Origin of the sequence: Porcincola intestinalis (genome assembly GCF_009696445.1) — a bacterium.
Taxonomy (GTDB): domain Bacteria; phylum Bacillota; class Clostridia; order Lachnospirales; family Lachnospiraceae; genus Porcincola; species Porcincola intestinalis.
The window spans coordinates 22,904-36,952 of sequence record NZ_VULZ01000018.1 but is presented as its reverse complement, the minus strand read 5'-3'; the positions used below and the strand labels follow the sequence as shown (position 1 = coordinate 36,952).

Here is a 14,049-nt window from a genome sequence, read left to right as displayed (position 1 = left end):
AAAGTGCTCAAGCATGACAATACGTTTACACAATGTAAGAACTCTGTCTTTCCACCTGTATCGGCTATATTCGTTTTCCGAAATAGCCAGATAAGAATTCCGGCTTCTTTATAGTCCAATAATTTCAGGAAAGATATATTACTGCATGTTGCGCATGCATAAGAAACCGTGCATATTATTTGCAGTGTCTTGCGCTTTGTACAGTGATAGTTCTGAAGTAAAACCAGCAAGGGTAGCAAGTTTACCGCCTAAATGCTTGTCGACTATTGTGAACGCGATATGGCAGCGTTGTTCCCTCTGTCTGAATTGATTTGTTTACCCCGTTTTTTATCCGTATCGGATGCCTGGGCAGTAGCAGTTTCCGTAACACCGAAGGGACACGTTTCCCAATGCCCGCTGGCGCACAGAGAAATATGGAGAACGCCAGCATTCTAAGTGCTTTCTTCTATTTCCTCTTGTCCGGTTCGTCTCCCTTGAATCGTAATGGCGGAAGCCAGCCCCGGCAGGGCCGACCTCCGCCTCCTTTTCTGTGTTACGTTGGTAATGCCATCTGCTTAATTGGCTTTTCCCTTCCTGCAGCGAATTAGCAGAACCAGCAGTGCAATAAGCGCCGTAGCAAAGGTTGTCCCGTACAGGACAATATTGGAAGTGTCTCCGGTCTTTGGCGACGATACCGCGGTTTTACTTGTCGGTGTCAACGGCGTTTTGGGCGTTGCCACTTTTTCTCCAGGTGTATGTGTATTTGTGATTGTAAAGCCCTTGATGCTGTCACCAGTAACCGTCGCGATATAACCGGCCACCGGATCCTCGGAAACTGTATATTGAATAGCCACCCCATCTGCATACAGGTCCAAATCTCTGAAGCTTGTGCTCCAACCGTTGTCCGCATGCAGGGTAACCGTTCTGCCAGTATCCTCTCCGTTAGCCAGAAGATGGACAATGATGCTCTTGGGTCGGATGCCCTCCTTGTTCCGATCATCATTCCATGTCTTTGCCACATAGATGTTGGTCTTGGCCGGTGTGTATTTATTGATCATGTTATACCCGTCAACCGTGAGCGTGTAATCTTTTACGGTTTCCTCGCCGATCTTATATGTGATAAGCTCCCCATTTTCATATTTCGGCAGGTTCTCAAAACTGTACTGCCACTTTCCATTGCTGTCTGCGGCTACCATTTTTGTTGCAATGGTCGTCGATCCGTTCTCAGTTGCCTTCATCAACTGGACGGTGATGGAAGAAGGACGTTTTCCATCCTGATTCCCTGCATCATCCCATGTCTTTGTTCCGGAAACCGTAACTGTCTCTGGCGTATGCGCGTTTGTGATAACAAAGCCTGTGGCAGCTGTTCCGGTGATCCTGGACGTGTACTCTGAAACGGCGTCTTCTTTTACCGTATACGAAATGACAGTGCCGTTTTTGTACTCAGCCAGATCATTGAAGCTTCCGCTCCAATGGTTGCTTTCGTCTAGTGTTAAAGTCTTTCCGGTATTCTCCCCATCTAGCAGAAGATGAACGGTTACACTGTCCGGGCGCTTTCCGTCCTGGTTGTTGTTGTCATCCCACGTCTTTGTCACAGCCACGCTGGTCTTGCCTGGCGTATGGGTATTTGTAACATTATAGCCACTCACAGAACTCGAATATCCCTTGACAGCATCCTCTGTGACGGTATACGTGATTTCCTGTCCATTCATATATTTTGCGAGGTCAGTGAACTCATACGTCCATCCGTCATTCTCTGTAACCGTTTTGTTGGCAACTTCTGTACCATTGGCCAGCAGGCGGATCGTGATGCTGGCCGGTCTTGCGCCGTCCTGGTTGTCATTGTCATCCCATATCTTGCTTCCGCTGACGCTTGTCGTTTCCGGCGTATGCGTATTTGTCACAGTGAACCCGGTAGTCGAATCGCCTGTGATGGTTGTCGTGTAATCAGAAACAGCGTCTTCCGATACGGTATAATTTATATCTGTGCCATTCTTCTTCTGATCCAGATCCACAAACGACGCAGACCAGTTGTTGGCTTCCGTCAGCGTAACAGACTTCCCGGTATCTTCTCCGTCAGCGAGGAGATGAATAGTGACACTGTTTGGACGCTTGCCATCCTGATTGCCGCTGTCATTCCACGCCTTTGTTACAGCCACGCTGGTCTTGCCTGGCGTATGGGTATTTGTAACATTATAGCCACTCACAGAACCCGAATAGCCCTCGACAGCATCCTCTGTGACCGTATACGTGATTTCCTGTCCATTCATGTATTTTGCGAGGTCAGTGAACTCATACACCCATCCGCTATTCTCTGTAACCGTTTTGTTGGCAACTTCTGTACCATTGGCCAGCAGGCGGATCGTGATGCTGTCCGGTCTTGTGCCGTCCTGGTTGTCATTGTCATCCCATGTCTTGCTTCCGCTGACGCTTGTCGTTTCCGGCGTATGCGTATTTGTCACAGTGAACCCGGTAGCCGAATCGCCTGTGATGGTTGTCGTGTAATCAGAAACAGCGTCTTCCGATACGGTATAATTTATATCTGTGCCATTCTTCCTCTGATCCAGATCCACAAACGACGCAGACCAGTTGTTGGCTTCCGTTAGCGTAACAGACTTCCCAGTATCTTCTCCGTCAGCGAGGAGATGAATAGTGACACTGTTCGGACGCTTTCCATCCTGATTGCCGCTGTCATTCCACGCCTTTGTTACAGCCACGCTGGTCTTGCCTGGCGTATGGGTATTTGTAACATTATAGCCACTCACAGAACTCGAATAGCCCTCGACAGCATCCTCTGTGACCGTATACGTGATTTCCTGTCCATTCATGTATTTTGCGAGGTCAGTGAACTCATACGCCCATCCGTCATTCTCTGTAACCGTTTTGTTGGCAACTTCTGTACCATTTGCCAGGAGGCGGATCGTGATGCTGTCCGGCCTTGCGCCGTCCTGGTTGTTGTTGTCATCCCATGTCTTGCCTCCGCTGACGCTTGTTTTCTCTTCTTCATCGGAGACCGTGATCACATCCCCGCTGTAATAGGTATCCGCATCATCAGGGCTGATTGTGTCGGAAATTGTAAAATTCACTGGCTCTTTACTCAGAGAGTATCCGACTGGAGCAACAGTCTCCACTAAAGCATAGTGGCTGTTTTTCCAGAGAACCCAGCCTAAGGCGTTTTGATTTCCTATAATTCGTGCCAAACCTTCAGCATTTGTCGTGAACGATACCGAGTTCCCACTGTTATCGGTTACCGGAGTTATTTCACCAGACGCATTATAGCGATATAACTGATAGGTTGCTCCTGCTAAGGACGCGTGATCCGATGCACTGACTTTATGCAGTGTAATATATGGATTGCTTCCGGTTCCGCTTCCAGAAGAATCAATCGTCACTGTTTCTTCAACATTTTTTGATACGCCCTCTAACGTTGCTGTATTCGTATACGTCTGTACATCCTCACCGATCACGTAAGCACTATAGAGGATCTCGACACAAGTCGAATCCGGGATCTCCATTGTAAGCGTCGAATTTTGATAACGGTATGTGACGCCATCGGATGGTGTGATCTGTAGTGTGTCTTCCAAAAAACGAAGGTTACTGGACAACACATCTGTCAGCGTCAGTTGGTCGGACCCAGCCAACAGATCCTCTGCATTCGGGTTTACAACCAAACGATAGGTCGCACGATAATGATTGTCATTGGACGGAGTAACGCTCAGCTCCTTGCTCAGAGAATCATATTTGTAAGTCACCGTTGCCTCGTTCGAAGCTTGACCATTCCATGTTGCTGTGTTTTTCAGCGTCACACCATCCGGGCTTGCGATGCTTGCCGCATCCAACGCTTTCAGCGCAGCTGCATCTTTTACGATCAACGAGTAACGGATATCATAGACGTCATACATTGCGCCTTTGTTCTTAGGGAAAGATGACACATGTATCGTGATGCCGGTGCCGGCATCGGTGACTGTCGCAGCGCCACCATTTGTATCATATTGCCCCCAAATGTCTCCGCCGACGATTGAAACGCCAGATGCTTCATAGTATTTTAGATACTTGGTGTCAAAGGTATCTTCTAAGACGGCGGAATCCTCTGTAACATTCTCCAGCTTCAATTCATAGTCATAAACCGGATAAGTAACACCATCAATTGTTGTCGTGCTCTGCCTGGTCAGAGATTTTACAATGGTAGAATTTGCCGGTGTGGAGGTGGCAGAATCCGTCTTGGTTATATCGTTCACCTTTGCAGAAACATTGTTCGTATGCTGCCTATACCACTCCACACGCTCTGTCTCATACAACTTCATCCATTCCGGATTATTATTAGTGGAAAACGTGATAATAATGTCTCGGCTCTCTGAATTTGCTACAAGACCTGGCGCACTATGAGCGGCATCCCGATAGAACGTTAGTGTGAACGAGTTTGCGGAATTCTCTGTAATGGCCTCTTCCATCTGATAGGATTCATCACCCACAAGACCAATGACCTGAATTGAACCAGCGACCAGGGAGTCTGCATATGGCTTATCATGAAGCCATTGATAAGGCAAAACATCCGTTACAGTCAGGTTGTCATAACCAGACTTTGGCACATGAACAGTTACTTTCCACGTAGTCATAGCAGAGCTTGTACTGACAACTTCTTTGTTAATCGTAAGTTGATCATCTTCGCCAATTCCAATTTCTTTGGAACCATCAGCATTGATATTTCCGTCTGTTACGCGATTCTTTACAGTCGGATTAGAAATCAACCCTGCAGTAACGACAGTGGTATCATAGGTGATCTGATATCTGTATTTTCCATCCGAAGCCGGCACCTGATAGCTCCAGGATATCAGTCCCTTGGAATCGGATGTTGTTGTCAGTTGATCCCAACTGGCGGTTCGCGTTTCTGTAGAACCATCTTCTTTCGTTACTAGTATCGTAATGCCGGATCCGCTATAATGCATGATGTTCTGAGATGCAGTATCAATTGTATCCGTGATGAGTTTGCCCGCAAGGGAAATCTGACGATACTTATTGGCTGTGACGGTCCACGGAACAACCGTATTTCCGTTTGCATCCGTAGAGGTTTCGCCAGATGTCTTTTCCAGTGTTTTATACCGGATCAGATTAGTAAAATCTTTAGAAGCTGTATCGCCTTCTGGATCCTGTGGACTAGATGCTTTTACGGTGTTGTTGGTTTCATCATAGGTACCTCTTCCCTCGCCGGAAAGTTTACTATAATCGACTTTAGCCGTGTAGGTCAGCGTCACTTTTTCACCATCTGACATGGACGGAATAACATAAGTAAATCCGGAGTCGGCATTCGATGCTGCCACAGAAAGCGCCCCCGATTTATTGGACGTACCGGAGACGTCTTTTTGATAAACAAGCGCAGTCCCTGATATGCTATCTGTGACCGTCACATCTGTGTTTGCACCAGTAGAAACAACGTCCACCGTATATGTGATAAGGCCAGAATTTGCGTCATATGTGCCACTTTTACTGACAGAAACCTTTGCTTCAGGCTCTTTATAGTCGAAGTTATAGGTTACGTCATCAATAAAAGTAATGCTGCCTGGTTGCCCGTTCAATTGTGCATTAAAATTCAATGTGAATCCAACATCACCTTCAGCTTGAAGACGAGAGAAATTCGGGTCACTCTGATTCAGCTTCACAGTCAAAATCCCGTCGCTCACCGAATAAGTGTTTCCACTGACGATCCCACTTCCTGTTTCATCACTGACACTTACATCAAATGTCCCGGATGCTCCGTTCAGACTCAACCCGGACGGAACAGTATACGTCAGGTTTGCTGTATCATCCAGCTGTTTACTTTCGTCTTCCTGAAATGTGAGGTTTAGCGTAAAGCTCTGTCCAGACGAAACGGTATAAGTGCCATCTGCATTAGGCGTAAGATTAGAAGAAACATTCGTTAAAAAAAGCGCTAAATCACTGCTTGTCGTTGCCGTTGGGACTTGACGGGGAGCGTTTTTTTGAACATTTTGCGATTCAGGACTTTCCTGAGGGTCGTTGTTCTCAACCTCAGTTATGCTCTCACTGCTGTCTGCCGGTGATCCTCGCGTAAGATTTTCGTCTGTATTCTCTGTGGATTGTTTCGAGTCCTCTTCGCTTTCTGCAGATGCTGACGCCGTGCTGTCAGGTGATTGCTGCTGTTCCTCAGACGTCTCCTCCAATTGTTGTGTAGAGGCCTCTGTCTGGTAGGAATTTTCCGAATTGATTTCAGGGGGCGTTTCACTGGCAACAGACGAAGGCGCAGTATCTTCATTCGCCATAACATTCTGCGTCAGCATTCCGAAAATCATTACGAAAGCCAACGCAGTACCGAGAAATTGTTTTACTTTTTTTCTCATTTGCGGTATAGTCCTTTCTATAGATTGTGCTGGCGCCTACTGGTTAGAAAAGCAGACTTTTTCTCCAGAATATTGTTATAATTACCATAACTGAGAATGCCTATTATCATGGGGAAGGTCGACCTTCTAAACATGCGTTTTCTGCCGGAAACTCTTGTCTAATAAAGTCTACTATTTTTGCCAATAAATCCTTGACTTTCGGAAAGATTTCGAGAGCGTAAGGCTTGAACTCATCTCTGCAATTTCCATCACGTTCACCAGACAAACAAACCATAAAGGAGGACTTTTTATGAAGAAGTATGTTGCAGAATTTATCGGAACTGCAGTTCTCGTCATTTTTGGATGCGGAACTGCCATGCTCGTTGGGTGTGACGCATCCAGCGGATCAGGCTACCTGTTGACCGCACTAGCGTTTGGGTTTTCTATTGTTGCGGAGGCATACTGCATCGGAAACATTTCAGGATGCCATATTAACCCTGCAGTTTCTCTTGGTGTGTTGCTCAGCGGAAGAATGTCCGTAAAGGACTTTTGGGGATATATCATTGCTCAGGTTCTCGGAGCAATTTGTGGCAGTTTCCTGCTGATGGGCATTTTTACACTTGGAAACGTGCCTGACCAGACCGGCTCTTTTGGCGCCAATGGACTTGCGGGGGTAAACGGTTCTGCCGCAGCCGGGCTGCTTGTTGAACTGGTTCTAACGTTTGTTTTTGTCCTGACTATTTTGGGCGTGACATCAAAGAAAGCCGGCCACGGGTCCTTCGGTGGCCTGGTTATTGGATTGACGCTTACCTTTGTTCATATTCTGGGAATCGGGCTGACCGGGACATCGGTCAATCCGGCGCGTTCTATCGGGCCAGCGCTTGTTGCCGCTGTCAATGGAAACTATGCGGCCGCCAGTGTCCTTTGGATTTTCATAATTGCTCCGCTTCTTGGAGGTGCAGCGGCCGCTGTCTGCTATCGATGCCTTGCCGGAAAAGATTCTGAATAATAAGAACACAGGAGGAACAAATGATTTTTGCAGATACGATCTTTACAATTATGATTATCGTGCTTGTGCTCCTCGCAGCTTATATTTTGGTTGGCCCAGTGCTTATTTCTTCTGACGATGTCGCAGTTATCGAGAAAAGGTTTGGCAGACATTTAAAAAACGGAGACTTTATCGCGCTTCACGGCGAAGCTGGTTTCCAAGCAGACATTTTAAGAACGGGCCTGCACTTCAAATGCCGAATCATCTACAAAATACGCAAGTGTCCGATGATTACTATCAAGCAGGATGAGATGGGCTATGTGTTCGCCCGTTCGGGACGGCCGCTTGATCCGGATCAGGCACTTGCGAAAACCGTTGAATGCAGCAATTATCAGGACGCAAGAGCATTCATAGAAAATGGCGGACAGAAGGGCATTCAGAGAAGTGTTCTGCGTGAGGGAACCTATGGATTCAATCTTGCACAGTTCGTAATTCTGACATCTGAAAAGGCCTATTACATTCCAATTGGTAGAGATGACCGGAAAGAAATTGAAGAAATGCGGCAGCGTATTGCAACGTCAGGCTCTGTGAACGAAGAAGGACAGAACTTGAATGGGTTCAAACCGATCATTATCAATGACGCCTGTGACGTCATAGGAACAGTCACCACAAACGAGGGCCTTGCATTAAATCAGACCGATGATATAAAGGGAAAAGAGGTTGTTGCCCCGATTGTCGGCAATGATCCTTCAGATCCAACGACCTATCATAACAACTTCCAAAAAATTGATGAATTTCTGCATGCAGGCGGCCGTAAAGGACGCCAGCTTCAGATCCTGACGCAGGGAAAGTATTATATTAATTCGCTATTTGCCACGGTTAAGCTGGAATCCAATGTCGTCATCGGAGCATCAGAGGTCGGCGTTGTGACGTCATATTTTGGTGCTAACGGGGAAGATGTTACAGGCGAGGAATATAAGCATGGAGATCTGGTCGCAGAGGGATCCAAGGGCGTGCTTGCCAATCCGCTTCGAACAGGCAAGTATCCGCTGAATCCATATGCATACAAAGTTGAGAAAGTTCCGGTTGACAACTTTGTATTGCGCTGGAAGTCCGGACAGGCAAACGAGCTGCGGTATGATGAAAACCTGCGCGAACTCTCTGTAGTCACAAACGATGGCTATAAGCCAAATATTCCGCTCTCCATTGTTGTCCACATTGATTACAGAAATGCACCGCGAGTCATTCAAAGATTCGGATCCGTGAAAAAGCTTGTTGAACAGACCATTGATCCGATGATCTCTGCACATTTCAAGAAGATCGCGGAAAAGAAAACACTCATTGAGTTCATTCAGCAGAAGTCTGAAATCACGGAAGAAGTCAAAAGCGCTATGGGCACGGAATTTGAGAAATTTAATCTTGAGATTGAAGACGTGCTCATTGATACACCGGACTCTTCCGATGATCCGAGAATTGACAAGATGATAAACCAGCTGTCGGATCGCCAGCTCGCACAGGAGCAATCTAAAACCTACAGTGAGCAGATGAAGGCCGAGGCAAAGCTGCAGGAGTTGAATGATGCGCAGGCGAAAGCAGAGAAGCAGACTGCTCTGACGGCGTCTCAGGTTCAGATTGATATTGATGCGAACCAGGCAGAAGCGGCAAGACGTGTTGCAGAGAAAAACAAAGAACGACTAAAAATTGATACGGATGCAAATCGGTACAAGACCGAGATTGACGCAGAGGCAAGGGCAAATGCCGTCAAGGTAGAGGCTGATGCAGAGGCGAACAGAGTTATCAAGCTTGCCGATGCAGAAGCACACAAGACAACCGCAGTAGGAGCTGCCCAGGCAGAAGCCGCGGAGAAAAATGTCAGAGCTTATGGCGGTGCAGAAATTTTGGTACAAAAGGATGTTGCACTGGCTATGGCAGATGCTTTGAAATCCGGAAAGATCAAGATTGTTCCAGATAATCTGATTCAGAATGGCGCAAAAGATCAGGGCATGGCAAATGCGCTTGAGCAGTTTTTACAGCTTGTATCCCTCGAAAAACTTGGGGTAGAATTGAATAAGAAAACTGCGGAAACTGGAAAAGATTCCATGGAACCTGAAGAGACAGAAATCAGCAAAAATGCAGATGGGGAAGCATAAAACAAAGTACGGAGGAGTTGCCAAAAGGCAGCCCCTCCGTACTTTGTTTTATGCAGCGAATTTGTCTCATAAACCATCAAGCAGCCATCTTTCCTAACGATGTACTATTGCGTGCAGGTGTAATCAGAGAGAGGCCCCCTCCAATAATTGTATATTCCGATTTTCAGCTCATTCTTTACGCCTGACTCCCCCTCAATAACGGCCTTCCAACCTGGTTGTTATAGAGCAAAACTCATTGGAGATGATGTAGCCCTGCAGCCAGACTCGACAGTCAGCATCTGCAAGATGAAGCGTTCCCGTCGATGGGAACTCAGAATATCTGAAGAATAGTCATGAAGGCTTCCTGGGCCAACCTAGGACGTTTCTCTTAGCCATTTGGAAAATGTGGCGTGTGTTGTTCCCAGAAGCCTGGCCCCCTGCCGTAGACTGATGTCACCTTTGCGCCACATTTCTCGGACTTCCTCATAATTTTCAGGCAGAGGCATCGTAGGACGTCCAAACCTAACTCCCTTTTTTTGAGCTTCCCGTATACCCTCTCTCTGCCTTTGGTGAATGTTCTCACGTTCCAGCTGTGCCGCATAGGATAAAATCTGTAACGCAAGATCCGCCATAAATTTTCCCGTTAGTCCATGAACCGGGTTTCTGGTGTCTAATAACGGGAAATCCAAAACGACCACATCCACCGCTTTGTTTCTGGTAAGAACGCGCCACTGTTCTATGATTTCATCATAATCACGTCCCAGCCGATCAATTGATTTAAGAAAGAGTTCATCGTTCGGCTTCAATTTTTCCAGAAGTTGCTGGTAGCCGTCGCGATTGAAATCTTTTCCTGATTGTTTATCAATGATAATGTTTTTGAGTGGAACATCTGCCTGCCGCATTGCTTCCATTTGCCGATCAATGTTTTGATCCTTACTTGATACCCGAACATACCCATAACGCATAGATACAAACCTCCTAAATTTCTGCTATAGAAATTATGGGAGATTCTGAAATTTATATGCAAATAAAACATGGCACAAAAAGGTGCAAAGCCCATTTTTACCATGGAAAGTTTTAGCGGGACAGAAAAAGAAAGAGCAGGGGCTTACTGAACAGTGTGTCGACCGCCTGCTTTTTCAAAGAGCGGTCGATATCGAACTCCTCAGCTTTTGTTTTGCGGCACCGCTTATAAAACAACGCTCACAATCGCAATCACCCACAGGTGGATGGGATAAAAAGCGTAGAAAAACCACCTTCCAAATGCACTTTTCTTTCCTTCTGCTCCATTATACAGGAACATGAAGGGGATCACCAGGAAGGTCATCCAGTCGGAGTTCACGCAGAACATGTCAAAGCCCTGATAACCCTCGATACCGCCGTACAGCGTGAAGAACAGTACCAGGCTGCAGACAAAGATTGCTACGGCCTGTTTCCGCCTGCTGTCGTGGAAGAAGTAAGCGAACAGAATGAACGGGATCAGTTGCAGACCACCCTCCAGCATAATGACATTTCCAAAAGGAAGCGGAATGTACAGAACGATGCTCAGCGCAAGTCCCAATGCAGTCAGCGCGATGGCCAAGATCCGGAGCCAGACTTTCTTTTGGCGCTGTTCCTCTGTCTTTGCGAGTTCAAACAGCCAGATCATGCTAAAGCCAAAAGCCAATGTCAGAAAAATGTTGTCCGTGATGCCTTTATCTTTGAAGATTGCAAAGGAAATGATATTGCCGATCTGCATCAAAACCGCCGCAATCCATAGTCGTCTGCAATAGCGGGTTCTGGACTTCGTATGGAAGAAACCGTCTACCATGAGCCATGCAAACAGCGGTGCCACAAACCGTGTCACCAAATGCGCCACACTGCTGAAGCCCGTGGAAAAACGCAGCCAGACATTGTCCAGAACCATGAATACCAGTGCTATGTTTTTCAGTTGTGATCTGTTTAATCCGAATCTCATGTCATACCTCTTTTTTCTATTCTACTGCCAAATATCTGCGCAGGTTCCATTCAAAACGTCGGTTCAGTAAAGTAAAGTATCCCAGTTCCAATAAGATTAACGGCACTAAAATCACCGCAGCACGAACAAAAATGTGGGTAGAAGCCGCCTCAATGTTAATCATAAAGTTCATGGCAAAGAAGGTGGACAGTACGGCGAACGCCAATGGCAGCAGGAACAATATGCGCATCTGCCGTTTCTGAACCTTCAGGATCTGTGGTACTGACAGGCCGAACCGAAACAGGTTTTTTGACTGAGGCAGATTCTCTCTTGCGTCATTGACCAGACGAAAGTAGAGCAGACTGGCAGAGGCCACTATAAAAATCAGAGAGAAAAGAAATGCCACATATCCAAGTAGCCTATACTCATACTCCTGCAGATCCATATCTATGATCCTTGCAAGAAACATTCGGGGAGTCCCGTAACCGGATGCAATTCGTTCCGTCAGGATGCGGCTGGCGGAACGTACTTCCTCTGCATAAGCCTCATCATCCGCCTGATATTCGTATACCGTTACAATATTCATCTTCCCGGAAGACAGAAAGCTGTCATAGGTGTGGTCGCTTACAACATAAGAATGATTCCGTCGATGAAACTCCAGCCATGGTGCGGCAGAACCGGTTACATCCAGGACATCCGAATCTGTGGCTGTAATCCTTGCAGTCTTCGGCTTTCCGCCGGAGATATCAATGGCTTGCCCGTCCGCTGGGGCAAGGTTGCTCCCGGTCTGGTGGTTGTAATCGGTAGCTCGAAGCAATTTATTGGCATACATTTCATCATCGCCGTATTCCAGGATGTCATACCGGTAGGACTGATAGTCCACGCCGTTTTCCCGCAGGACCTGTCCAATCAATTCCGTGCTTTCTTCCGCCTCATGATCTCCTTCAAAGGACATATAGAGGATTGCAGCCGGATTCATTGCCGTGATGTCTTTACGCACGGAGGCTATAATGGAAATACATGTGATAATAGAGGAAAAAGCCATCGTCAGCATAACAGTGGATATAAACATCGTAGTGACAGAACTTTTCAGCTTGTCCCGCAGCCCGGAGACCCAGATGGCATTTCCTTCCTGCAGATATCGATTTGAACGGTGACGGATTCCATCAAGGAACAGAAATACAAATTCCCGGAACACCAAGAACAGTCCAACGCACACAAGGCCGATAATCATGGGGACAATATTTTTTACCAGTATTTCATTCTGCTCTAAAAAGATACGAATCCATGGGATCTCATGGAACGATGTCAGTAGATAGCCAAAGATCAGCGATGCTATGCCCAGGATTGCCAGGGAGGGGTGGAATTTCATATCCCTGCCCTCGTTTTCCCTGCTTGAAATGAGTTCCCGGACAGGGATTTTTGTGAGTTTCCTTCCCTGAAACAGACTGACCACGGCAAAGGCTGCTAAAAAGCCAATGACCGTGTCCCGGATGGCTTGACACGGAAATACATATCGGATTTCACTCAGGTGCAGGAATCTTGCCATCATCATCACGGTCAGATGGGCAAATACCAGTCCGATCAATACCCCGGTCGCGACAGCGCTTGCACCAATCAGCAGGTTCTCCAGAAAAACCATGCGCCGCACCTGCCTTTTACTCATGCCCATCATCAGCAAGGTTCCGTAAGTCTGCCTTTTTTCCTTGATGAAGGCAAGAATAGACAGGGCTAAAAAGCCAATGGAAAAGATCAGAATTGCCACCTGTGCGTAGCTCATCATATCCTTAATAGAGGGGTCCGTGGAAAGCTCAGGATGGTGACGGTCTGCAGAGAAGACGAAAAAAACAACCACCGTAAAGATACTGCTCAGCCAGTAGGCTGCATAGTTTTCCTTATCCCGAAGTACGTTGTTTCGCACAAATTGTCCAAAGGTCATATCACGCGCCTCCCAGAAACTTGAGGACTCCTAGAATTTCGTCATAAAACTGAAGCTGATTGTCCTCCCGGTAAAGCTCGTGAAAGACCTTTCCGTCCCGGATGAACACCACCCGCCCGCAAAAGCTTGCCGTCCGAGGGTCGTGGGTCACAACAATGGAAGAGACATGCTCTTCCGTGTTCAGTGCGGCGAACATCCGCATCACCTGTTCCGCCGAAGCAGAATCCAGGTTCCCGGTGGGCTCGTCTGCAAGGAGCAGCTTGGGATGATGGATGATCGCGCGGGCAATCGCGGCTCGCTGGGCCTGACCACCAGAAACCTCGTAAGTCCTGCTGTCAAAGACCGCATCGATTCCCAGCTTCTCCGCGCAGATATGCGCCTCCTTGCGCATGCTACCCGGGTCCTTCTGCTGAAACATAAGCGGCAGCATGATATTCTCCCCGATCGTCAGGGTGTCCACCAGATTATAGTCCTGAAAGACAAACCCCAGTTTGTCCCTGCGGAATCGGGCGGCTTCTTCTTCTTTCAGCCGGGAGATATCTTCTTCTCCGATGCGGATTTCACCGGAGGTCAGCGGCAGGATGCCGGAAATCAGGTTCAAAAAGGTGGATTTCCCACTTCCGGAAGGCCCCATGATAGCGACAAATTCACCTTCCATAACCGACAACGACAAATGATCCACCGCCCGAACCTTAACTTTGTTTCCGTATATCTTCGTTGCCTGGTCGACAGATAATACATTCATG

At 47.2% G+C, this 14,049-nt stretch carries 7 protein-coding genes; 2 read left to right on the top strand and 5 right to left on the bottom strand.

All coding sequences use genetic code 11. The features are described from left to right. Positions 1 to 554: 554 nt before the first annotated feature. A complete protein-coding gene (locus FYJ35_RS15015; RefSeq protein WP_205839844.1) occupies positions 555 to 5,297 on the bottom strand; it encodes a Cna B-type domain-containing protein in 4,743 nt (1,580 codons plus the stop codon). A gap of 1,324 nt (positions 5,298 to 6,621) precedes the next feature. Between FYJ35_RS15015 and FYJ35_RS13230 the strand changes: the two genes are divergently transcribed. Both FYJ35_RS13230 and FYJ35_RS13225 read left to right on the top strand, forming a co-directional pair. Beyond that, positions 6,622 to 7,320 carry an MIP/aquaporin family protein gene (locus FYJ35_RS13230; RefSeq protein ID WP_154527325.1) on the top strand — a complete coding sequence of 233 codons (699 nt, stop codon included), beginning with the start codon at positions 6,622 to 6,624 and terminating at the stop codon, positions 7,318 to 7,320. A gap of 266 nt (positions 7,321 to 7,586) precedes the next feature. After that, positions 7,587 to 9,449, top strand: a complete 1,863-nt coding sequence (locus FYJ35_RS13225) for an SPFH domain-containing protein (RefSeq protein ID WP_235906577.1) — start codon at positions 7,587 to 7,589, stop codon at positions 9,447 to 9,449. Between the two features lie 353 nt (positions 9,450 to 9,802). On the opposite strand, the gene FYJ35_RS13220 is transcribed toward FYJ35_RS13225, so the two are convergent. The 4 genes from FYJ35_RS13220 to FYJ35_RS13205 form a co-directional block, all read right to left on the bottom strand. Then, complete coding sequence (locus tag FYJ35_RS13220; RefSeq protein ID WP_154527322.1) at positions 9,803 to 10,393, bottom strand: recombinase family protein; 591 nt, start codon at positions 10,391 to 10,393, stop codon at positions 9,803 to 9,805. Positions 10,394 to 10,617: 224 nt separating this feature from the next. Continuing rightward, positions 10,618 to 11,385: a TraX family protein gene (locus tag FYJ35_RS13215; RefSeq protein WP_154527320.1), complete on the bottom strand. Its 768-nt coding sequence runs from the start codon at positions 11,383 to 11,385 to the stop codon at positions 10,618 to 10,620. Between the two features lie 16 nt (positions 11,386 to 11,401). After that, on the bottom strand, positions 11,402 to 13,303 hold the full coding sequence (locus FYJ35_RS13210; RefSeq protein ID WP_154527318.1) for an FtsX-like permease family protein: 1,902 nt from the start codon (positions 13,301 to 13,303) through the stop codon (positions 11,402 to 11,404). A 1-nt stretch (position 13,304) separates the two neighbouring features. Further along, positions 13,305 to 14,048, bottom strand: coding sequence for an ABC transporter ATP-binding protein (locus tag FYJ35_RS13205; protein ID WP_154527316.1), 744 nt, complete (start codon positions 14,046 to 14,048; stop codon positions 13,305 to 13,307). Between the last annotated feature and the right edge of the window lies 1 nt (position 14,049).